At 60.4% G+C, this 21,909-nt stretch carries 18 protein-coding genes and 1 riboswitch; of the genes, 10 read left to right on the top strand and 8 right to left on the bottom strand.

Translation table 11 applies throughout. From position 1 onward, the window contains the following. Positions 1-199 precede the first annotated feature (199 nt). The gene (locus tag AAGW23_RS06125; protein WP_342405433.1) at positions 200-1,576 is read right to left on the bottom strand and encodes a DUF1329 domain-containing protein; all 1,377 of its coding nucleotides are present in this window, start codon (positions 1,574-1,576) and stop codon (positions 200-202) included. 428 nt (positions 1,577-2,004) lie between these two features. Between AAGW23_RS06125 and AAGW23_RS06120 the strand changes: the two genes are divergently transcribed. After that, complete coding sequence (locus tag AAGW23_RS06120) at positions 2,005-2,283, top strand: hypothetical protein (RefSeq protein WP_342405432.1); 279 nt, start codon at positions 2,005-2,007, stop codon at positions 2,281-2,283. Between the two features lie 25 nt (positions 2,284-2,308). On the opposite strand, the gene AAGW23_RS06115 is transcribed toward AAGW23_RS06120, so the two are convergent. Further along, positions 2,309-3,475 carry a 1-acyl-sn-glycerol-3-phosphate acyltransferase gene (locus tag AAGW23_RS06115; RefSeq protein WP_342405431.1) on the bottom strand — a complete coding sequence of 389 codons (1,167 nt, stop codon included), beginning with the start codon at positions 3,473-3,475 and terminating at the stop codon, positions 2,309-2,311. A gap of 196 nt (positions 3,476-3,671) precedes the next feature. Between AAGW23_RS06115 and AAGW23_RS06110 the strand changes: the two genes are divergently transcribed. From AAGW23_RS06110 to AAGW23_RS06095, 4 genes are all read left to right on the top strand, one after another. Continuing rightward, a complete protein-coding gene (locus AAGW23_RS06110; protein ID WP_148926719.1) occupies positions 3,672-3,854 on the top strand; it encodes a CPXCG motif-containing cysteine-rich protein in 183 nt (60 codons plus the stop codon). Continuing rightward, on the top strand, positions 3,855-4,115 hold the full coding sequence (locus AAGW23_RS06105; RefSeq protein WP_102835635.1) for a DUF2007 domain-containing protein: 261 nt from the start codon (positions 3,855-3,857) through the stop codon (positions 4,113-4,115). Positions 4,116-4,176: 61 nt separating this feature from the next. Continuing rightward, complete coding sequence (locus tag AAGW23_RS06100; RefSeq protein ID WP_342405430.1) at positions 4,177-4,797, top strand: SOS response-associated peptidase; 621 nt, start codon at positions 4,177-4,179, stop codon at positions 4,795-4,797. Between the two features lie 131 nt (positions 4,798-4,928). Then, on the top strand, positions 4,929-5,738 hold the full coding sequence (locus AAGW23_RS06095; RefSeq protein WP_342405429.1) for a M48 family metallopeptidase: 810 nt from the start codon (positions 4,929-4,931) through the stop codon (positions 5,736-5,738). Between the two features lie 20 nt (positions 5,739-5,758). Here the strand turns inward: AAGW23_RS06095 and AAGW23_RS06090 are convergent, their stop codons facing one another. From AAGW23_RS06090 to AAGW23_RS06075, 4 genes are all read right to left on the bottom strand, one after another. Further along, a complete protein-coding gene (locus tag AAGW23_RS06090; protein ID WP_319297322.1) occupies positions 5,759-6,202 on the bottom strand; it encodes an ester cyclase in 444 nt (147 codons plus the stop codon). An 84-nt stretch (positions 6,203-6,286) separates the two neighbouring features. Beyond that, a complete protein-coding gene (locus AAGW23_RS06085) occupies positions 6,287-6,874 on the bottom strand; it encodes a TMEM165/GDT1 family protein (RefSeq protein ID WP_342405428.1) in 588 nt (195 codons plus the stop codon). 97 nt (positions 6,875-6,971) lie between these two features. Beyond that, positions 6,972-7,090: riboswitch (yybP-ykoY riboswitch) on the bottom strand. 47 nt (positions 7,091-7,137) lie between these two features. After that, entirely contained in the window at positions 7,138-8,136 is a 999-nt protein-coding gene (locus AAGW23_RS06080) for a class I SAM-dependent methyltransferase (RefSeq protein ID WP_342405427.1), read from the bottom strand. A gap of 57 nt (positions 8,137-8,193) precedes the next feature. Then, positions 8,194-9,156, bottom strand: a complete 963-nt coding sequence (locus AAGW23_RS06075) for a 2-hydroxyacid dehydrogenase (RefSeq protein WP_342405426.1) — start codon at positions 9,154-9,156, stop codon at positions 8,194-8,196. A 61-nt stretch (positions 9,157-9,217) separates the two neighbouring features. Between AAGW23_RS06075 and AAGW23_RS06070 the strand changes: the two genes are divergently transcribed. The 5 genes from AAGW23_RS06070 to AAGW23_RS06050 all read left to right on the top strand — a co-directional run bounded on the left by AAGW23_RS06070 (position 9,218) and on the right by AAGW23_RS06050 (position 18,721). Further along, on the top strand, positions 9,218-9,847 hold the full coding sequence (locus tag AAGW23_RS06070) for a LysE family translocator (RefSeq protein WP_342405425.1): 630 nt from the start codon (positions 9,218-9,220) through the stop codon (positions 9,845-9,847). A 154-nt stretch (positions 9,848-10,001) separates the two neighbouring features. Continuing rightward, positions 10,002-11,684: a fatty acid--CoA ligase gene (locus AAGW23_RS06065; protein WP_342405424.1), complete on the top strand. Its 1,683-nt coding sequence runs from the start codon at positions 10,002-10,004 to the stop codon at positions 11,682-11,684. A 283-nt stretch (positions 11,685-11,967) separates the two neighbouring features. Then, positions 11,968-12,624 carry an OmpA family protein gene (locus AAGW23_RS06060; protein WP_342405423.1) on the top strand — a complete coding sequence of 219 codons (657 nt, stop codon included), beginning with the start codon at positions 11,968-11,970 and terminating at the stop codon, positions 12,622-12,624. A 154-nt stretch (positions 12,625-12,778) separates the two neighbouring features. After that, a complete protein-coding gene (locus AAGW23_RS06055; RefSeq protein ID WP_342405422.1) occupies positions 12,779-16,486 on the top strand; it encodes a CHASE domain-containing protein in 3,708 nt (1,235 codons plus the stop codon). Between the two features lie 93 nt (positions 16,487-16,579). Continuing rightward, positions 16,580-18,721, top strand: coding sequence for a two-component system response regulator (locus tag AAGW23_RS06050; RefSeq protein WP_342405421.1), 2,142 nt, complete (start codon positions 16,580-16,582; stop codon positions 18,719-18,721). A gap of 15 nt (positions 18,722-18,736) precedes the next feature. Here AAGW23_RS06050 and AAGW23_RS06045 read toward each other — a convergent pair whose 3' ends face one another. Next, on the bottom strand, positions 18,737-19,657 hold the full coding sequence (locus AAGW23_RS06045; protein WP_342405420.1) for an acyltransferase: 921 nt from the start codon (positions 19,655-19,657) through the stop codon (positions 18,737-18,739). Between the two features lie 125 nt (positions 19,658-19,782). Continuing rightward, complete coding sequence (gene pta, locus AAGW23_RS06040) at positions 19,783-21,879, bottom strand: phosphate acetyltransferase (RefSeq protein WP_342405419.1); 2,097 nt, start codon at positions 21,877-21,879, stop codon at positions 19,783-19,785. Positions 21,880-21,909 lie beyond the last annotated feature (30 nt).

Below are 21,909 nucleotides of genomic sequence, written 5' to 3'. Positions count from 1 at the left end.
TCTTCAGTGAAGGGCTTAAGGGGCACTGCCCCTCATGCAGTAAGCGGAGCAAGGAACGAGCCCAGCGCGATGCCCGATGCGTGTTCGCGTCTGCGCGATAGCAGACGCCGACGCAGCTGACCCATACCAGCCATTGCGCTTATGTAAGTGCAAAAAAAAACGCCCCGACATGTCGGGGCGTTTGTCTTAGCGGTGTGGCTTAGCGTACGCCGGAATTACGCAGCGCGGCTGGGGTGTACTGGTTGGAGTTAGCCTTGTAGTTGTAAACGTAGGGGTTCTTTTCCTCGTTCTTCATGCCCATCACCAGGTAGCGACCGGAGACCAGGTCGTACAACGTTTCCATGGCATACAGCGGAACTTGGTCGTTGTAGATGTACTCGGCATGCGCCTCGGCCAGGCGCCACAGCGTATTACGGCCATCGTAATGGTCGATCACGGCGGCCTGCCAGGTATCTTCGTCGATGAAGAAGGTGCGCTTGGCATAGATGTGACGCTCGCCGGGCTTCAGCGTTGCCTCGACTTCCCATACGCGGTGCAGTTCGTAGCGGGTCAGATCCTGATTGATGTGACCGGCCTTGATGATGTCGTCGTACTTGAGCTTCGGTGAGTCCAGACGGTAGGCGTTATAGGGGATGTACATCTCCTTTTTGCCCACCAGCTTCCAGTCGTAGCGGTCCGGTGCGCCATTGAACATGTCCAGGTTGTCGGAGGTGCGCAGGCCGTCGGCGGCAGTGCCCGGGCCGTCATAGGCGACCTGTGGGGCGCGGCGCACACGGCGCTGACCAGCGTTGTAGATCCATGCCATGCGCGGCTCTTTCACCTGGTCCAGAGTCTCGTGCACCAGCAGCACGTTGCCGGCCAGGCGTGAAGGCTCGGTCACCTGCTGTTTGAAGTAGAACAGTACGTTGCCGTGCTTCTCGGCGTTGTAGTCAGTCAGGGTATCGGTGTAGACGACTTCGTCGACGAACTTGACCAGGCTGTAGCTACCGTTCACCTGGGGAGTGGCCTGCGCCACGGTGCGGCGGGCCGAGCCACCCCGATAGCGAGTGATGTGGTTCCAGATCACTTCCAGGCCGTCCTGAGGAATCGGAAAGGCAACTGCAGTGTCGAAATCTTCCAGCCCGTTGCCGCCGCGGACCAGCTTGGTCTGGGTCGCGTTCTTCTGCGCAGCGTCATAGATCCGCTGAGGCACGGCTGCGCTGCGATGGGTTTCAAACACCGGAAGGCGATAGGTCTCTGGGTAGCGCTTGAGCATGGCGATCTGGCCAGGGCTCAGGTTGTCTTTGTACTGCTCGAAGTTCTGCGCGGTGATGGTGAACTTCGGCTTGTCGTTCGGGTAAGGATCACTGACGAACCCATCTTCGCCGACGGCCGCTGCGTCGGTTGCCAAGCCGCCGGTCCAGGCGGGAATGGTGCCGGCCGCGTTGCCGGCTTTCTCGGCCCCCATCGGCGTTAGGCTGTTACCCAGCTTGGCCGCTTCGGATTCGGATACTGCAGCCATGGCTCCGCTTGCCAGCACAGCGCTTGCTAGCAAAGAGAGTGTAAGGGCCCCCGTCTTAAACCTGTTCTTGTTCATTGTTTGGTCCTGTTGATTCTCGGTAACTGATTCGCTGCAAGCGATGCCGTAAGCGCGGCGCTTGCAGATGGCGACTTCCACAAAGGAGGTGGCGGGACGAAGGTCCGGTACTGACGTCAGAGACGCAGTGATCACAAGTTGCCATTTGCCCGATCCCGCGGCAGTCCCGTCTGGTTGCTCAAGCCAGGCGCACGCTCTATTTCGGTTGTTCGAGGCGAGATGAGGGTGAAGCTGGAAGGGACTATAAGTCAACAATCGAGACGGCACCTATCTGCATAAATGGCGCAAATACCCGGCAAATTGCCATCGCTTGGTTGTGTTCCGTTCTGTCGGAAAGTGGCTGAGTCGGCAACGCCGTTTCGGTAGACTCCGCTGCCCCACTTCGGGCCGCTCAGGCCTGTATGTCCAAGCCCCAACGGAGATGACGGGTGTTGCTCGAATTCGATTACTCGACGCTGGCGCGGGTCGCGCCGCTGGTCAACTCGCTGGCCTTGCTGATCGCGCTCGGGGGTGCCTGGCTGTTGCTGGCGACACGCTGGCGTCGGCAGTTGTCGAACGCCGCGACGTCGCTTGCGGATTCTCGCCTCTCGTCTGTTGACCAGGGTGCCGTGGCTGCAACCCGGCGTCTCGACCGGTTTTTCTATGGCTTTGGTTTCAGCAGTCTGGGACTGGCCTGCCTGCTTTCTTCGCTTACGCGACTGACCTGACGGCCTGTCGCGTAAGCGCGGAGCCCTAGAGGCTCAAGCCAGCTTTCAAGCGGTACTGATTACGCACCGGCATGGCGTATTGCTGGATGAGAAAGGGCTGCTGCACGCTTGGGCAGGCCGCGAGGCGCTTGCCCCATTCGGCCTCGGCTCGTTCGATTTCCGCTTGGCTGAACAGTTCGCTGAGCTCGGGTATCGCCAGCGCCTCGTCACGATCCTCCCACATCCGGTGGGCCAGGAAATTCACCGGAAACAGACGGTAGTCACCCAGGATCTGTCGGTCGATTTCGGCTGCCAGCTGCTTGGCATCCTCCGGAACTTCGCTGATGGGCGTGCCGAAGCTGACATGCACCCGACCTTTGTAGCCGGTGATGCCGAGGGCGATGCTGGTGTCATCCTCGCCCGGGGCCTTGGTGTAGCTGCCGGTGCTGGCACGTATATAGAGCTCTCGCGCCTTGGCCTGATCGCAGGGGTCGTACTCATAGCTGATCGACACTGGCGTCGGCCGCAGGGTCGCCAATGCTTCGGCAAAGGGCTCGTCCTTGCGGCTCATGTGCAGCATTTTCAAAATGGCCGAATCGGTACGGTCATCGCCGTCTTTTGCCCGCCCTTCGGCCTGGGCAATCCAGATCGACTCACCATCGTTGCGGATCGAGTGGTTGATGTAGGCGGAAAGCAGCTGATAAGCCGCGAGCTTTTCGCGTCGCCCGGTGACCGATCGGCGTACGATGAAGCTCTTGTTGAGTCGCATCAGATCGCTGACAAAAGGCCGCTGCAGCAGATTGTCGCCAATGGCGATGCGCGGCGTGCGCATCTTGGCCTGGAACACCGCATAGTTGACGAAAGCGGGGTCCATCACGATGTCGCGGTGATTGGCGATGAACAGATAGGCACAGCCCGGCCGCAATTTTTCCAGGCCGGAATAGGTAATGCCATCGGTGGCGCGCTCGATGGTTCGGTCGAGGTACATCTCGATCCGCGCCTGCAGTGTGTCGATCGAGTGAATAGTGGCGAACTCACGCCGCAGTCGTTGCGCTATAAGTGGTTTGAGCATCCAGCCCATGGGGCCGGCCAGCCGCGGAAAGCGGAAATGCGCCAGTATGTCGAGAAATTCCCGGTCGGCGAACAGCCGTGCCATGACGGCGGGGACTTCAGCATCGGCGTAGGGTCGGATGGCTTCGAATTCGTCCATCATGATCTCTGTAAGGGTAACTACTGAATAACCCAATCGCTCAAGGGTCAAAGTTAGGTCTGTGGAGGTTTGGACACGATGACTGCGCGGGTTCGGATGATGCCGCGTGGCACCGGTCGGGTCCGCCACAAGTGCGCACCGGGGCATCTCAACAGACTCCGGACGGCGATTATAGCGGCAAGTCACGCAGGAGACGCTGATGCTGGAATCACAGGACTATCAATGCCCGTATTGTGGCGAGGTGGTGGAGGCGCTACTCGATCTGAGTGGTGGCGATCAGCAGTACATCGAAGACTGCTCAGTCTGCTGCAGGCCGATCGTGTTCGATCTGCGTACCGATGGTAGCGATTGGCAGCTCGACGTACGGCGGGAGGATGAATAGATGCAGCGGGTATACGAGCCGCGTGATCTGCTCGAAGCGGAAATGCTGCGTGGCATGTTGGACGCCGAAGGCATCGAGGTCTACCTGAATGGCCGGCATCTTATCGGAGCTGTAGGCGAGCTGCCTGTTGCCGGTCTGCTCGGGTTGATGGTCGCCGATGATGAGGCCGAGCGCGCGCGGCAGTTGATCGCTGAGTACAATGTCGCCGAACCGCTGCCCGGCGACGAACCGGAAAGTTATCCGGGGGAGCTCATCTGCTGATGCCTCAGAGTGAAGGCATTGCCCCTGGCCGCTGGCCCCTTTTCCCTTCGAGTTTTTCTACATGTGTGGCCGCTATGCCCTGTTTCGCTGGAATGCCGCTTTTGCTGCGCTGCCCGGCTTCCCGTCTGATCAGCAGCCGCACTGGAGCCTGGCGCCTGGCGCTTCGGTGCTTCTGCTGCGGCAGGTGGACGAAGCGCTGCAGTTGAGTCGCGTGCGATGGGGCTTGACCCCGGCGTGGTTGAGCGACTTCACTCGCACGCCGGCCCAGGCGCGGGCGGAAACGCTGGCTGAGCAGCCAATGTTTCGCGACGCCTTTCGTCTGCGTCGGGGCGTCCTGCCAGCGAATGGTTTCTATGAGTGGCGAGGCACGGCACGCAAGCGACCCTATTGGATGACGGCGGAAGACTCGCTGATGTACTTCGCCGCGGTCTGGGAGGCGTATCCGGTCGAAGGTCACAGTTACCTCAGTGCGGCCGTCGTGACGCGGCCAGCCTCAAACCAACGGCGACCACTGTTGCTGGATCAGGCTGGCATGACCGCATGGCTCGATCCCCAGACCCCGCTGGAAACGCTGCAGCTGCTGCTGGCTGCGCCACAACCGGCGTTGCGCGAGCGACCCTTGGCAACCTTCGTCAATGATCCCAAGCTGGACGCGCCGGAGTGCCTGACGCCAGTAAACTAGGCATTGGCAGTAATCCTCGAAAGAGGAGTCAAGGCGCTATCAGGTCGGCGCTGAAGCGGTGGGTTGCGGGCCTGTTGCCCGGTGCGCTGGCACCCTCTAGCATACGGCGCAGAATTCACGGGAGACGCGACATGTTCAAGCCGCATTCAATCAGCCTCTTTCTGGCGGCCGCCACGCTGGCCGGTTGTCAGGCCGTCAACACGACCAGCAGCGGTGCCGTTGGCGTCGACCGCAAGCAATACATGTTCAGCATGCTATCGACCGAGCAGGTCAATCAGATGTATGCGCAGTCCTATCAACAGACGGTGTCCCAAGCGAAGAGCAAAGGTGTGCTCGAAAACAACTCACCGGTGGCTCAGCGGGTCAACCGGATCGCCAGCAGGCTGATCGCCGAGGTCAAGGCTTTCCGGCCTGATGCGGCGGAGTGGGACTGGGACGTGAACGTCATCGACAGCCCCGAGCTGAACGCCAATGCCGGCCCGGGCGGAAAGATCATCTTCTACACCGGACTGATTGAGAAGCTGAACCTGACCGATGATGAGATTGCCGCGGTCATGGGCCACGAGATTGCCCATGCGCTGCGTGAGCACGGTCGCGAGGCCATGTCCAAGGCGTACGGTGTGCAGATGGCCACTCAGATTGGCTCGGCGGTCGGGATTGGTGATGGCAGCCTGCAGCTGGCCAACATGGGGGTGCAGTATCTGATGACGCTGCCCAACAGCCGCAGCAATGAGAACGAGGCTGACCTGATCGGTCTGGAGCTGGCCGCGCGGGCCGGGTACAACCCGAGCGCAGCGGTCAGTCTGTGGCAGAAGATGGCCGCGGCTGGCGGTTCCGCTCCGCCGGAATTCATGAGCACCCATCCCTCCTCAGGCAGCCGTACTCAGGCGCTGCAGGAGAACATTCCAAAGGTGATGCCACTGTATAAAAAGGGCCGCTGATGCAGATGCCGCCGGCGCTCTCAGGTCGGCGGTAGCTTGATTGGGAGAGGGCTTTCCAGGCCTAGCTGGCTACGGGCGCTTTCCAGGTCAAAAAGGGTACTGATTTCCTCGATGTCGCCGCTCGGATTGAGCGTCCAGATCGACATCGCGGCGACGGTGAGAATCTTCCCGCTGGGTGCGACGCCGAATACGGGTTTCTCCAAGGTGCCAAACAGGGTGCTGGAGGTCACCACGCGGTTGCCTTCGCTGAGGCATTCATCTACCGCGACTTCCAGATCCGGAATGGCCTGGCGGATCTCCCTTACGATCAGGCCGAAACCGGCACTGTTGACCGGCTGTGAGATGAACGAGCTTTTGTAGCTGAAGTAACGGCTCTGCAGCTGTTCAGCCAATGCCAGCCGACCCTTGATCCAGCTCAGGTCGATATGCTGCCGAACCCGCCGTTTTCGTTCCTCCGGTGACATGCCGCCTGCTCCCCTCAAGTGCCGCCAGAATGCGGTGAACACGCACTCTAACAGCACCCGTGGCGAGGCAATTTGCGCTGGGTATCAGACTGGAAGCATGCCGCTCAAGCTCAAGGCCTGATAGACGGCGTACAGCGCCAAACCGGCGAAACCGACGGCGGCGATTCGGCGAATCAGCGTAAGTGGCATGCGGTCGGCGGCAAAATTGCCGGCCAGCACCACCGGCACATTGGCGATCAGCATGCCAAGGGTCGTGCCAATGATCACCAGGATGAAGTCAGGATACTGAGCGGCAAGCATGACGGTAGCCACCTGTGTCTTGTCGCCCATTTCGGCAAGGAAAAAAGCGATCAGCGTCGCCACGAAAGGGCCGAAGCGTCGACCGCGCGAAGCTTCCTCTTCCTCCAGCTTGTCTGGCACCAGCGTCCACAGGGCAACGGCGGCGAAGGATGCGGCCAGTATCCAGCTGAGAAGGGCAGGCGAGACCAGGGACGAAACCCAATTGCCGATGGCGCCTGCAGCAGCATGATTGGCCAGCGTGGCCACGACAATGCCCCAGATGATGGGCATTGGACGTCGGTAGCGCGCGGCCAGCAAAAGGGCGAGCAATTGCGTTTTGTCGCCAATCTCAGCGAGTGCGACGATCAGGGTGGGGATGTAGAACGATTCCAACGGACTTCCTTGCGGGGGCGGGTCGACTAATCACCATGACACGCACCGCCTGCCCGCCCCGGGTCAGGTGTACGTGTCATGGGTCTTGTCAAACCGAGCGCTGGCTGCCGAGACAGGCCGCGCGGGTCGCATGCACCATGGTCTGTGGACCAAGTATGTTGACGCATGCCAGGCAAGCAGCGCGCTTGCCGGAGACTACTCCCCCAGGACGGGCGCGAGTTTGCCCAAGCGTGGCGCGTTGCGCAAGTCGGGACGTTACCGGATCAGGGAAGCTGGGCGCGGTAGATGCGAAAGCCGTCCGTGCTGATCAGCGTTTCGCAGCGACCCAGATGGGTTTCGATCAGGGGGGGGTACTTGAGAAACGCATTGGCAACCAGTCGTAGCTCGCCACCCGGCCGGAGGTGATTGGCCGCGCGTTGCAGCAACGTTTCGCTGGCCTCGTAGTGTGTGTGGACGCCCTGATGAAACGGTGGGTTGCTGATGATGGCAGAGCAGTCTTGCGGGGCGGCATCGATGCCGTCGCCAGCAATCACCTGAGCCTGTAAACCATTGGCAGCGAGGGTCATGCGGCTGCTTTCGACTGCAAAGGCGTCGACGTCGAGCAGTACCACTTCACTGTCCGGATACCGTCTTTTCAGCGAAGCCCCAATGATGCCCGCGCCGCAGCCGAAATCCAGCAGTCGGCCAGCTGGCAGCCCATCGAGCTGCTCCAGCAGCAGTGCGGTACCGCGATCAAGGCGGCCATGGCTGAACACGCCAGGCAGGCTGACGATCTGTAGTGGGCCGTCCGCGAGTGGGAGCTCGAAGTGCTGAGCCAGGGTCTGTAATCCTGGAGCCGGTGGGCTCTTTGTGATCCTGACCTGCCAGAGCTGGCAATGCCGGGCGCTGTCGAGTTTTTTCGCTTCGCCTAAAGGGGCCAGTTGTTTCGCGGCTCGCTCCACGCCGGCACGCTTCTCGCCCACCAGATACAGCAGGCGGCCCGGCAATCTGGCGGCCAGTGCGCTCAGCAGGTAATCCGTCAGTTCACGTGACTTGGGTAGAAACAGAACGGCGCTGTCGAAGGAGGCGGTGGGCGGCTCGATACCGAATGTGCAACGCTCGGCGAAACGCGCCTGCAGTCTCTGCTGCGTCCCGGCGTGCCAGCTCCAGCCGATGGCTCCAGACAGTTGGCCGAGCAGGTCGTCTGCGGGCAGCCCGGCAAGCAGCAGGTCACCGCTGAACAGTTCGGTCTGGCGCAGCAGTACTTCGCTTCGCGGATCCATGTTGCCTCCGAACAAAAGCTGGCGAGCTTACCAGCCTTGTCCCCGGCTGCAGAAGCGTCAGCCGACCTGACGCTTGGGGGCGCCAGCAAAGAATGCCTCGGCGTTCTCACAGAGCTGGCCGACGGTGCGTTGCCTGGCTTCGCGGCTGCCCCAGGCGCTATGGGGCGTCACGATGAGGCGTGGCACGTCTGCAGCCAGCAGCGGGTTGTCGTTGCTGGGGGGCTCGCTGATCAGCACATCGGTGGCAGCGCCGCCCAGATGACCGCTTCGCAGGGTGTCGGCCAGCGCCTGCTCGTCGATCAGGCCGCCGCGAGCGGTATTGATGACGAACGCCGCGGGTTTCATCAGTTGCAGTTCGCGCGCACCGATGAGGTTGCGTGTTTGCTCGGTGAGGGGGCAATGCAGGGTCAGGGCATCAATCTGCGGCAGCAACTCGTCCAGTTCCAGTCGGTCCGAACGAGCCGGGCGCCCGGGCAGATTGCCGGTCAGCACACGCATGCCCAGCGCCTCGGCGAGCTTGGCTACGGCGCCGCCCAGCTCACCGTGGCCGAGCACGCCGAGCGTCTTGCCCGCCAGCTCGACGATGGGGAAATCCAGCAGGCAGAACTGTCCGCTTTCCTGCCAGCGGCCGCGGGCCACGGCGGCTTGATAATCGGGTAGTCGCGTGGCCAGTGCGAGCAGTAGCATTAGCGTGTGTTGGGCCACGGTAGCCGTGCCGTAAGCCTGGCAGTTGCAGACGGTGATGCCGCGCTGTTTGGCTGCGGCCAGGTCGATGTTGTTGATGCCGGTGGCGGCGACCAGAATCAATTTCAGATCCGGGCAGGCGGCCAGCGTGGCATCGCTCAAGGTGACCTTGTTGACGATGGCAACTTCCACGCCTTGCAGTCGGTCGACGATTTGCGTTTCGCTGGTCTCCTTATGGCAAGTCAGCTCAGCAAAGGCGGACTGCAACGGGGCTAGGTCAAGATCGCCCTGGTCGAGCGGTGATAGATCAAGGAATACAGCGCGGTACTTGCTCATGGACTTTACTCGTATGAATCAGCGGGCGGACGTCCCGCCCCGGAAATAACGGAGTCGCTAGATGTACTGGATGGAGTTTTTCACTGTGGCGCTGGTTCACTTGCTCGCTGTCGCCAGTCCCGGGCCTGACTTTGCAGTGGTCGTGCGCGAAAGCGTCGCCCGCGGTCAGCGCAGCGGCAGCTGGACGGCCATCGGTCTCGGCAGCGGTATCTTGCTGCACGTGGGCTATTCACTGTTAGGCATTGGTTTGATCGTCTCGCAGTCGATCATGTTATTCAACCTTTTCAAATGGTTAGCGGCAGGTTACCTGTTCTATCTGGGTTTTCAGGCTCTGCGCGCCAAGCCCGTCGCGGTGGACAACCTTGCATCATCCGCGTGCAGTGTTGCGATTAGCCCACGACGCGCTTTTACCGTTGGTTTCATCACCAATGGCCTGAATCCCAAGGCGACTTTGTTTTTTTTGTCTCTATTCACCGTGGTTATCGACCCCCATACCCCGCTCGCCGTTCAGGCGGCCTATGGGTTATATCTGGCAGGCGCGACCGGCGTGTGGTTCTGCCTGGTGGCCTGGCTGTTCAGCCGTGAGCGCGTGCGCGCTGGGTTTGCCCGCATGGGGCACTGGTTTGATCGCGTCACCGGCGCGGTGTTGATCGGCCTTGGTGTTCGGTTGGCGGCCAGCGAGATCGGTTGAGGTGCCTGTCTGGCTGGCGTTGCATCGTCATGCCTTGCAGCCTGAACAACTGCGGTACCGGTTGGCCGCGCCGTGAGCGGTACGGCCGAGCGCCGCACCAGTGGCCGCTTCAACGTTTAGCGTGCGTCTAATAACATCAATAACAGGAAGCCCTATGCTGCAGACACGAGTGATCAAACCCGCCGCAAATGCCTACCAGTACCCCCTGTTGATCAAGAGCTTGCTGTTGTCGGGGCAGCGCTACGAGCGCACTCGCGAAATCGTCTATCGCGATCAGCTGCGTTTCGACTACCGCACCCTAGGCGAGCGCATTGCGCGTCTTGCCAATGTGCTGACAGACGCCGGGGTGAAGGCGGGCGATACCGTGGCGGTGATGGACTGGGACAGCCATCGCTACCTGGAATGCATGTTTGCGATTCCGATGATCGGTGCAGTGGTGCATACCATCAACGTGCGGCTATCACCTGAGCAGATCCTATACACCATGAATCATGCCGAGGATCGCGTCGTCCTCGTCAACAGCGAGTTTGCGCCGCTGTACCAAGCCATAGTCGGGCAGCTGACCACGGTCGACAAGACACTGCTGATCACTGATGCCGATGACAAGCAGTGCGACGTGCCGAACTGCATCGGTGAGTACGAGAGCTTGCTGGCGGCCGCAAAGGCGACGTACGAATTTCCCGATTTCGATGAAAACTCGGTGGCGACCACCTTCTATACCACTGGCACCACCGGCGACCCCAAGGGGGTCTACTTCACGCATCGCCAATTGGTCTTGCATACCCTGGCCAGCGCGGTAACGGTTGGCTGCCGCGAAAATCCCCAACTGATGGCGGCGGGCGACGTCTACATGCCGATCACGCCGATGTTCCACGTACATGCCTGGGGCTTGCCTTATGTGGCGACGATGCTGGGCCTCAAGCAGGTCTATCCGGGCCGTTACGATCCTGAACTGCTGATCGAGCTGTGGCGCCGCGAAAAAGTAACCTTTTCCCACTGCGTGCCGACCATCGTGCAGATGCTGCTCAAAGCCAAGGCGGCGCAGGGTACGGACTTCAACGGCTGGAAGATCACCATAGGCGGCAGTGCACTTACGCGCGGCCTATATGAATCGGCACGGGCGTGTGGCATGCAGTTGGTGGCTGCCTACGGAATGTCGGAAACCTGCCCCTTGATTTCCGGGGCTCACATCAACGACGAGCTGCGTAACGCCAGCGAGGATGAGCAGATCAGGTATCGCCTTAAAGCCGGGATTCCGGTGGTATTGGTCGATGCGGCAATCCAGGCACCTGACGGCAGCTTTCTACCTGCCGATGGCACGTCCCAGGGCGAACTGGTGCTTCGTGCTCCCTGGCTTACGCAGGGCTACGCGGGCAATCCGGAGAAAAGTGAAGAGCTGTGGGCCGGTGGTTGGTTGCATACCGGTGACGTCGCCACCCTTGATGAAATGGGCAATATCGACATTCGTGACCGTATCAAGGATGTAATCAAGACGGGTGGAGAGTGGGTATCTTCCCTGGCCCTAGAAGGCCTCATCAGCCGCCACGAGGCGGTGCGCGACGTCGCGGTGGTGGGCGTGCCGGATGAGCGCTGGGGCGAGCGACCCTTTGCTCTGGTGGTGCTGTGCGACAGCAAACAGCTGGATGCGCGAGCGCTGCAGGCATTCCTCGAGCCCGCAGTGGAGCAGGGCCAGATCAACAAATGGGCCATTCCCCAGCAGATCGCAGTGGTTGAGGATATTCCCAAGACCAGTGTCGGCAAGCTCGACAAGAAGCGGATCCGCGTCGACATCGCGCGCTGGGTTGAGGAAGGCAGCAGCGTCATATCCTCGGTGTAGAGTCGGGCTTTACCTACCTGGGTTTCGATCTTGCTGCGGCCTTTCATCGAGGTCGTGGCTTGGTCAGCTCACTCCCTCAGGTGCTATTAACAGCCGATCATCATTGTGGTGGCTTTCCCTCAAGGCCAGCGGCCACAGCAGGGCCCCAGCAAAATACTTGGAGCTCGAATCGTTTCGGGTTCGTCGGGACGTTCCGGTTCCGCCGGCGGGCGGGTGTTACCCTAACAGCGCATTCCGGTCCGTGTTGTAACGGGCTGGCGTCCCGCAGATGAAGGAAGTAGATATGAAAAAGATCAGTAACCTGACCGCACTCGCCGCAACCCTTGCGCTGCTGGTCGGCTGTACCAACAATCCCTATACCGGTGAGCGAGAAGCTGGCAAGGCCGGTATCTATGGCGGTATTGGTGCGGTCAGCGGCGCAGTGATCGGTGCGGCCACCTCCAGCAAAAAGGATCGTGCCAAAGGCGCCTTGATCGGAGCCACAGTCGGCGGTGCCGCGGGCGGTGGCTATGGTTATTACGTCGATACCCAGGAAGCCAAGCTACGCCAGACGCTGCAGGGGTCTGGCGTACAGGTCCAGCGTCAAGGCGATAACCTGACGCTGATCATGCCGGGCAACATCACCTTTGCAAGCAACTCGGCAGATATATCCAGCAGCTTCTACTCAACGCTCAATTCGCTGGTTCAAGTGTTCAAAGAGTTCAACAAGAACGGCATCGACATTACCGGCCATACCGACAGCACCGGCTCGCAGCAACTCAACCAGGAGCTTTCGAATCGTCGTGCTCGTAGTGTCGCGGCCTACCTAGAAGGTAACGGCGTACCGGCGTCGCGTATCTCATCTTATGGTGCAGGCTCGAGCCAGCCGATCGCCAGCAACGACACCGCTGCTGGTCGCGCGCAGAACCGCCGCGTGGAGATCAATCTGCGACCGCTGTAAGCGGCCAGGCACAGGCGAGGTCGTAGTGGATTTTGCTTGTGCCATTTTGGTGGCGTCAGCTTTATAGCTTTTTCTCGGTTCAATTGAACCTCTGAGCGATCCACGACTCTGAAGCTCGTAACAGCGAGCCATGTAGTGGCACTGAGGAGGTCGAATGGATGATCGTTCCGCTCTCCATTCTCGTAAGCCTTGGCTGCCATTGGTGGTGACGCTGGCCCTGATGGCGGGGCTCGGAGGATGGGTCGGCTGGCAGTGGCATGTTCAGGAAATGCGCGTGCGCGCTGAGCAGGCCCAGCGATTCAACTTGGCGGTCAATGACGTCGAAAGCAACCTGCGCGAGCGCATGCGCGCGTATGAGATGGTCCTGCGGGGGCTGGCAGGGCTTTTTGTCGGCAGTGACGAGGTCAGTCTGCAGGACTGGAGTCGTGCTTCCGATCAGCTTCAGCTGCAGGATTTCTACCCCGGCATCCAGGCCATTGCCCTCGCTCGCTATGCGCGAGCGGACAACCTCGAATCGACCCTTGCTGAAATCCGCGAGAGCGGCCGTGGTGATTTCCGCATGTATCCCCGAGGGGAGCGCGGTGATTACCTGATCGTCGATTTCATCCATCCACTCGATTGGCGTAACCGGCGGGTGTTGGGTTTTGACATGCTGAGTGAAGAAACGCGCAGGGAAGCCGTTATGGCGGCGCGTAATATCGGCACCCCTATGCTTACCGGGCCGGTGCGACTCAAGCAAGAGACAGAGCAGAATGCCCAGGTAGGGATCTTGCTGTATTTGCCGCTTTATCGCGCCCGGGCGCCCATCACGACCCTGGAGGAGCGCCAGGAATCATTTGCCGGCACGCTTCATGGCGCTTTTCGGCTGACCGATCTGGTGGAAGGGGTATTGGGCTCGCGCAGCAAGCTGTTTCAGTTGCAGCTATTCGACGCCGCCGCCCCGGACGAGCCGTTGCTGGTAGGACGCGCTCCGGTGAGTAGCGATGCAAGCTTCCACCGCGTCCGCAACATTTACATGTACGGCCGCAGCTGGCAGCTGGAAGTCGCCAGCACACCGGAATACGAAGCCATCCTCAACCGGGTTGGGCGGGCGTTTAATCTCGCTGCGGCGCTGACCGCAGCCGCATTGTTCTCTCTCTTGATTGGCGGCTACCTGTATTTGCGCGAACGAACCCTGCGCAGCAGCCAGGCACTCGGCGCGCAGCTTCAGGAGCGGGAGGCGTGGTTCCGTCAACTGATCGAGCAGCTGCCAGTGGCCACCGTGCTCTGTAGCGATGAAGGACGCATAGAACTGGCCAACCAGAGCGCCGCTGCGCTGCTGGGTAGCAGCGCGGGATTGCTCGCTGGTGAGCGCCTCAGTCACTACATTCCTTCCGCTTTCCAGAAGGCTGCAGACGGGAGTTTGCTGGACGCCAATCAGCAGGAGAGCCAAGCGCTGCGGGAGGATGGCACACCTGTCCCTGTTTCGCTCAGTCTGACCACTTTCAAACGCGACAAGACCGTTCACCACCTGCTCAATCTCGTGGACTTGCAGCAGCGCAAGCGTGACGAGGAGCGTTTCCGCAATGTGGTCGAAGCCTCGCCGAATGCTTTTCTGCTGTTCGATCAAGAAGGGCAGATCGTAATGGTCAACCGTCAGACCGAGCTGCTGTTCGGCTACAGCCGACAAGAGCTGTTGGGTCAGCCGGTTGAAATGCTGATCCCTGAGTCAATGCGCAAGATTTACGTCGAAGTGCGTCACCGTTTTGGCCAGACGCTCGAATCACGTCGCCTTGGTGAGAATCGTGAGTTGTTCGGCCGCCATAGGGATGGCCATTTGCTGCCCGTGGAAGTCGGTCTGTCGCCGCTGCGTAGCGGCGAAGAACAGCTGGTGCAGGCGGTTGTAATCGATATCGCTCATCGCAAAGCAGCAGAGCGGCGTCTACGGGATCAAGCCAATGAGTTGATGACCGCCAATCGGTACAAATCCGAGTTCCTCGCCAACATGTCGCACGAGCTGCGCACGCCGCTCAACAGTATTCTTATCCTGAGCGATCAATTGAGACAGAACGCTGCGAGCAATCTGACCGAAAAACAGGTTCGCCACGCCGACATCATGCACCGCGCCGGTCATGATCTGCTCCAGCTGATCAATGACGTGCTTGATCTGGCAAAGATCGAAGCCGGTCACATGCAGATAAAGTCGGAGCCGTTCGACCTCAGCGAACTGCTCGGGGAGCTTCAAGCTGGACTGCAGCCGATGGCTGACCAGAATGGACTTTCTCTTACCACTCGGATTGACCCGGACGTTCCGCCCTCGATTGTCAGTGACCGAGCGCGGCTTCAACAAATTTTGCGCAACCTGGTGACCAATGCGCTGAAGTTCACCGAGCATGGTTCCGTCGATATCCACGTCACCAGCCGGTCGGCTGAGAGACCTGTCGATGAAGCCATGCTGCAGATCTGCGTGACCGACACTGGTATCGGTATTGCCGAAGATCAGCAAGAGCGGATCTTCCAGGCGTTCCAGCAGATCGATGGCTCGATCAGCCGGCAATACGGCGGCACAGGGCTTGGTCTTGCAATCGCGCGGCAACTGGCAGAGGTTCTGGGTGGCGGGATCAGTCTTACAAGCTCGCCGGGGCAGGGTTCCAGTTTCACCGTAGAGCTGCCATTGAAAGTGTCGGCGACAGCCGAGATTCGGACGCTGCGGCCCGTCCAGCGCCGTGGCCAAGGTGGTGGCCTGTTGATTGTCGAGGATGATGCCGATTTCGCCTCGGTAGTGGCCGAGGTGGCACAGTCTCACGGTTTTTCCAGTGTTATATGCGGTAGTGGGCAAGAGGGGCTGGATGCACTCGCTCAGGACAGTTTTGCGGCGGTGATCCTGGATGTGCTGCTTCCTGATGTCAGCGGCTGGCAGGTCCACCGAGCATTGCGTGCCGACCCCAAGCATCAGGACACACCGGTCTACATCATTTCTTGCGTGCCGCAGCCGCAGGGCTGGTCGGATGACGGCTCACGTTACTTGCTCAAGCCCGTGGCCCAGTCAGAGCTGGAGCGCCTGTTTGTCGATCTTTCGAAGCAGGAAGGCAATTCGACTCGGCTGTTGCTGCTGGAGACTGATCCGGAGCGGCGCCGACAGCTGCGTGAATATTTCGAGCGGCTCGGTTACCGGGTCAGCGAATGCCAGCGCAGTGAAGAGGCTCGGCTGGCCTATGCAGAGCACCGATATGCGGCGCTGATCATCGACTTCGATCTCTCCGGCGAAAGCGGGCTGGAGCTGCTGGATGCGCTCGACCGGCTTCGCTCGCTCAAAGATGTCAGGGTGATCCTGACCAGCCGAGACACGTTATCGGAAAAGAATCTGCAGCGGCTTAAGCGTTATTCAGCGGTTGCGTTGTCAAAGACAGAAGGAATGGAGCATATGGAAGATGCACTTAAGCCCGGTGGGGTTGATGCTGCTGCGTGGGGAATAGGCGAACTGGAACATCCCCTGCTGGGGCAGCGGGTACTGCTGGTGGATTCGGACGTGCGGGCGATCTATGCCGTCAGTGCTTTGCTCGACGAGCAGGGGCTGCAGGTGGTGCCGGTAACAAGCTGTGCCGAGGCGCTGGAACGCTTCGATCAGGATGCGTTCGATCTTGCGTTGGTGGATCTGTCTATGCCTGACAACGGCGGCCCCGCACTGATCCATCAGCTCAGAAACGACTATGGTTGTCAGGTGCCGATTGTGGCGATGGCAGTCGGTTCTGATACAGCTGGGACAGAGCAGAACCTTCCGGCCGGTGCCGACGACATCCTGTTCAAACCGGTCGACAGCGCCCGGCTGGTCGAACTGCTGCGGCGTCTGGAGCGTACTGATGGCCCCCATGCAAGTCCGTAAGGAGAAGTGTGTGACGCATCGATCAAGCCGAACTGGCGTCCTTGTGGACGCTGGTAACGGAAGCCACATTACGTTGTGCAGGGAGCTTGGCTGATGGCGTGGTCGCAACCCCAATCTCAGCCTCGGACCCGTACATTGTTGGTCGTCGATGATCGCGAAGCGAACCTGGTGGCCATGGAGGCCTTGCTCGGCGACGGTGACTGGCAGGTCCATACGGTTAATTCTGGCGAAGCCGCACTTCAGGCACTGCTTGATCTGGATGTCGAGCTGGTGCTGCTGGATGTGCAGATGCCGGGCATGGATGGGTTCGAAGTGGCGCGCCTGATGCGCGGCAGTCCGCACTCGCGATACACGCCGATCATCTTTGTCTCGGCCATCGCACATACTCGCGAGTCGGTGTTACGAGGTTACGCCACGGGTGCGGTTGATTTCATTCTCAAACCGTTCGATCCGCAGGTGCTCAAGCACAAGATCAACACGCTGCTCAGTCATGAGCACAATCGGCGTGACTTGCAGGTCCTCAGCCAGCAGCTCGACAGTGCCCGCGCGTTCAATGCGTCGGTGCTGAGCAATGCCGCCGAAGGAATTCTGGTGGTGGGTGAGGACGGTTTCATCAACTTTGCCAACCCGGCGATTGCCAAAATGCTGCACACCAGTGTTGACGATCTGCAAGGTACTGCGCTGGTCAAGCATCTGGCATCGCCGCAGATGCCTCAGTCCTGGCGCGATACTGATTTCTACCAGCATTGGCGTAGCGGCAGCACCTATCGTCTTCATGAAGCTCAGCTGTTCACCGCTAACGGTGACACGCTGCCCGTGGCGCTGTCGTCATCGCCACTGCCTCGTCAGCAGCGTTCAATGGTTGTCATCGCCCTGGATATGTCGGTGGTGCGCAGTCTTCACATGCAGCTTGAGACTCAAGCGGTAACCGACTCGCTGACCGGCCTGCTCAATAGGCGTGGTTTTCATCAGGCACTGGATTCGGCGCTGGCGAGGGTCGACCGGAACGGCAAACGCATGGCCATCCTCTACATTGATCTCGATGGCTTCAAGCGCATCAACGATTCGCTGGGCCACGATGCCGGTGATGAGATCCTCTGTCGTGTGGCGCGTGTGCTCGAGGCCTGCATGCGGCCCTACGACATCATTGCGCGGATGGGCGGAGACGAGTTCACCGCGCTGCTGGACTCTCTGGACCACCCGGAAGATGCCGCCAAGGTCGCCGAGAAGCTCATCGAATTGATTTCGGTTCGACATACCATCGAAGGGACCGACGTCACCCTCGGCGCCAGTATCGGCATTGCCCATTTTCCGGACTGCGGCCAGAGCGTCGAGGAGCTGCTTCGCTCGGCGGATATGGCCATGTACGAGGCCAAGCGCAACGGCCGGCAACAATATCGCTTCTTCTCCGGTGAGATGAACGGACGGGCACATGCGCGCTTGATGATGGAAGAGAATTTGCGCAGCACCATTGAGCGCAATGGTTTCGCCTTGGCGTACCAGCCGCAGGTCGTGCTCGAGAGCGGCGAGTTGCGTGGATTCGAGGCCTTGCTGCGCTGGGATTACGCCGGGCGCGGTGCGGTCGAGCCGAGTGTGTTCATCCCCTTGTTGGAAGAGACCCGGCTGATTGATCGGGTCGGCGAGTGGGCGCTGCGTGAGGGACTGGCTCAGTGCCGCGACTGGCGTGAGCGATTCGGCAACAAGCTGGTGCTGAGCTTCAACGTCAGCCCGGTGCAGTTTGGCCGGGCCGGATTGATCGACGAGTTGCGCCGGCTGCTCGATGAGTATCAGCTAGATCCTCGCCAGTTGGAGCTGGAAGTCACCGAAGGCGCACTGATGCAGGATCTGGAGCAGAGCTGCGACAAGCTTCGGCAGTTGCGCGAGTTGGGCGTGAGAGTGGCGGTGGATGACTTCGGCACCGGTTACTCGTCGCTTGCCTACCTGCGCCATTTCGACCTGGATACGCTGAAGATCGACCGCCTGTTCATCGCCAATATGCTTGATTCGCCACGTGATGCCGCGGTGGTCAGCACCATTATCGATCTGGGCCGAAATCTGGGCCTGGAGGTGATTGCCGAAGGCGTTGAAACCCTTGCCCAGCGCGAGTGGTTGATCGCCCACGATTGCCAGGTGATGCAGGGTTTTCTGGTCGCGCCAGGGCTGGCTGTAGAGGACGCTTTGGAATTTCCACGGACAATCGATTGGCTCCAGTTGGAACATCGACAAGCCGACTAGTGTCGGCCGGTCGGATTAGCCTGAAGCGCCATCGCGAGGCGGGTATTGCCGGTGTAGCTTTTCGAGTTCGGCGTCCTTTTCGCTCCACAGCTCATTGACCCACTCCTGAAAGCTCAGCCGGTAGGCTTCGTCCTGATCGTAGCTGCGGTGCAGGAACTCGGCAGGGATCGGCTGCGAGCCAATGCGCATGACGACCTGACCTATCCGACCGCAGAGCAAGTCCCAAAAGCTGGGATTGCCGCCTGGGTAGTGAATAGTCACGTCGATCAACGAGGTCAATTGCTCACCCATTGCGTCGATCACGAAGGCAATGCCGCCGGCCCTGGGTTTAAGCAGGTAGCGGTAGGGCGACGCCTGCTCAGTGTGCTTGTCCTCGGTGAAGCGTGTGCCTTCAAGGAAGTTGAACACCGACACCGGGTTGGTTCGGTAGCGCGCGCAGGCCTTGCGTGTGGTCGCCAGGTCCTCGCCGCGTTTTTCCGGGTACTTTGTCAGGTACTCCTTGCTGAAGCGTTTCATGAAGGGAAACTCCAGCGCCCACCAGCACAGACCGATAACAGGTACCCAGATCAGCTCCTGCTTGAGGAAGAACTTCAGTATCGGCATCCGCCGGTTCAGTTGGTATTGCAGCATCAGGATGTCAGCCCAGCTCTGATGATTGCTGGTTACCAGATAAGAGTGCTCGAGGTCGACTTTCTCGAGTCCCTGCACGTCCCATTCGGTGTGGCGCACCTGGTCCATCCAGAAACTGTTGACCGCCATCCAGGACTCGGCGATCCAGTGCATACCAAAGCGCAATGCTCGCTGGATACTCGGGATGGGTAATGCCAGCTTGAGCAGTGATAGCGCAAAGAGCGGCCAGCACCAGAAGAGGGTATTCAATGCCAGCGTCAGGCCGGCCAGGACGCCCCGAAGAGGGGCAGGAAGGACGCTCAGCATCGATTGGGTCTTATATCCGTCAATAAAGGCGGCAAGAGTACCGATTGCGGGCTGAACTGCAAGGCTAAAAAGTAGTGCTGAAGATTGCGATGCGCCCGACCCTCTGGCCGGGCGCGAGGATGCCATCAGGCCTTTTGGTTGTCGGCCTGCAGAGCGGTCAACGCGATGGTGAACACGATGTCGTCCACCAGAGCGCCGCGGGACAGGTCATTAACTGGCTTGCGCAGGCCCTGCAACATCGGGCCGACGCTGATCACGTTGGCACTGCGTTGAACCGCCTTGTAGGTCGTGTTGCCTGTGTTGAGGTCAGGGAAGATAAACACCGTAGCCTGACCGGCGACCAGGCTGTTGGGCGCTTTTTGCTTGCCGACACTGGCGACCGATGCAGCGTCGTACTGCAGCGGGCCGTCGATTGGCAGGCTGGGCGCGCGCTCCTGGGCGATGCGAGTGGCTTCAGCAACCTTCTCCACCTCGGCGCCGCTGCCGGACGTGCCGGTGGAATAACTGATCATCGCCACACGTGGGTTTACGCCCAGCGCGACTGCAGATTCGGCGCTCTGCAGAGCGATCTCCGCCAGCTCGGTCGCGTTCGGGTTCGGGTTCACTGCGCAGTCACCGTAGACCAGTACCTGATCCGGAAGCAGCATGAAGAACACTGAAGAGACCAGGCTGTAGCCAGGTGCAGTCTTGATCAGCTGCAATGCTGGGCGGATGGTGTTGGCAGTGGTGTGCACGGCGCCGGAAACCAGGCCGTCCACTTCATCAAGTGCCAGCATCATGGTGCCCAGTACCGCGGTGTCTTTGAGCTGCTCACGCGCATCGTCTGGTGTCAGGCCCTTGGCCTTGCGCATTTCGCACATCGGCTCGACGTACTGGTTGATGATCAGTTCCGGGTCGAGGATTTCCAGGCTTGTCGGCAGCTGGATGCCTTGCTCGCGCGCAACGGCCTGAACTTCTTCCGGCTTGGCCAGCAGCACGCAGCGCGCTATGCCACGTTCTTGGCAGATGGCTGCGGCGCGAATGGTGCGCGGCTCATTGCCTTCCGGCAGAACGATGCGCTTGTTTGCCTGCTGGGCCCGTTTGACCAGCTGGTAGCGAAATGCCGGAGGCGACAGTCGCAACTCGCTGCGCGGCACGCTGAGGCGGGTATGCAGCAGTTCGGGTTGCAGGTGCTGCGCAATGAAGTCGGTCACCTGGCTGGCACGTTCGATGTCGTCCGCAGGGGTCTCCTTGTTCAGCCCGAAGAGGTTGGTTGCCGTATCGTAGGAACCTGTCTGCACGGTCATCACCGGCAAGCCGCCATCGAGCGCCGCTTTGCACAGTTCGAGGATGCGCGGGTCCGGGGCAAAGTCGCTGCAAAGCAACAGGCCTGCGAGTTTGACGCCGTTGAGCGAAGCCAGGCTCGCGGCCAGAATGATGTCGTCGCGGTCGCCCGGGGTGACCACCAGAACGCCTGGCTGCAGGAGCTGCACCGTATTGGGGACAGCGCGGGCGCACAGCACGATCTTGTCGACGCGACGCTGCTCCGCTTCACCGGCGTGAAGCACCTTGGCGTCGAGCAGTTCGGCGATGTCGCGGGTCCTCAAGGCGTTAAGTTTGTCGGCGAAAGGAATCGCGCCGAGCAGTTGAAAATCTGCAGTGCCCAGCAGAGGCAACTGGGCCTTGAGGCCATCGATGAAGGCGGGTGCACCCTGGTCACCCTTGACCTTGTTGAGAATCACGCCCAGCACCTTCGAGTCCTTGGCGCCACCGAACAGTTGAGCCTGAATCTCGATGCGTTCGGCCAGACGCTTGAGTGTGTCACTTCCTTGCGCCGCAATCAGAATGACATCCGCGTCCAGGCTTTTCGCCAGATGCGTGTTGATCCTAGAGGTGTGGTTGAACTCACGCGTCGGCACCATGCCTTCGACAATGACCACGTCCTTGCCCGCGGCAACCTCCTGATAGCGGCTGACCACGTCCTCGAGCAGCAGGTCGAGCTCGCCGTCGGCCAGCTGGCGCTCGACCTGCTCCAATGGCAGCGGCTCGGGCGACACGATATTCAGAGTGCGTTCTACCAGAACGCAAGAGCGCTCACGGCCTTGATCGTGCGGGAAGGGCTGGGCGATGGGCTTGAAGAAGCCGACCTTCAACCCGGCGCGCTGGAGTGCGCTGATCAGGCCGAGGCTGATGGAGTTGAGGCCACCGCCAAAACCGCAGGGGGCGAGGAATAAGGTATGCATGATGATCTCCTATCGGGCGAAGGGCGATGC

Source organism: Stutzerimonas chloritidismutans, from assembly GCF_038562055.1.
Classification (GTDB): Bacteria; Pseudomonadota; Gammaproteobacteria; order Pseudomonadales; family Pseudomonadaceae; genus Stutzerimonas; species Stutzerimonas chloritidismutans_A.
Note: the sequence above shows the minus strand (reverse complement) of the source record. Positions and strands in the feature narration are given on the sequence as shown.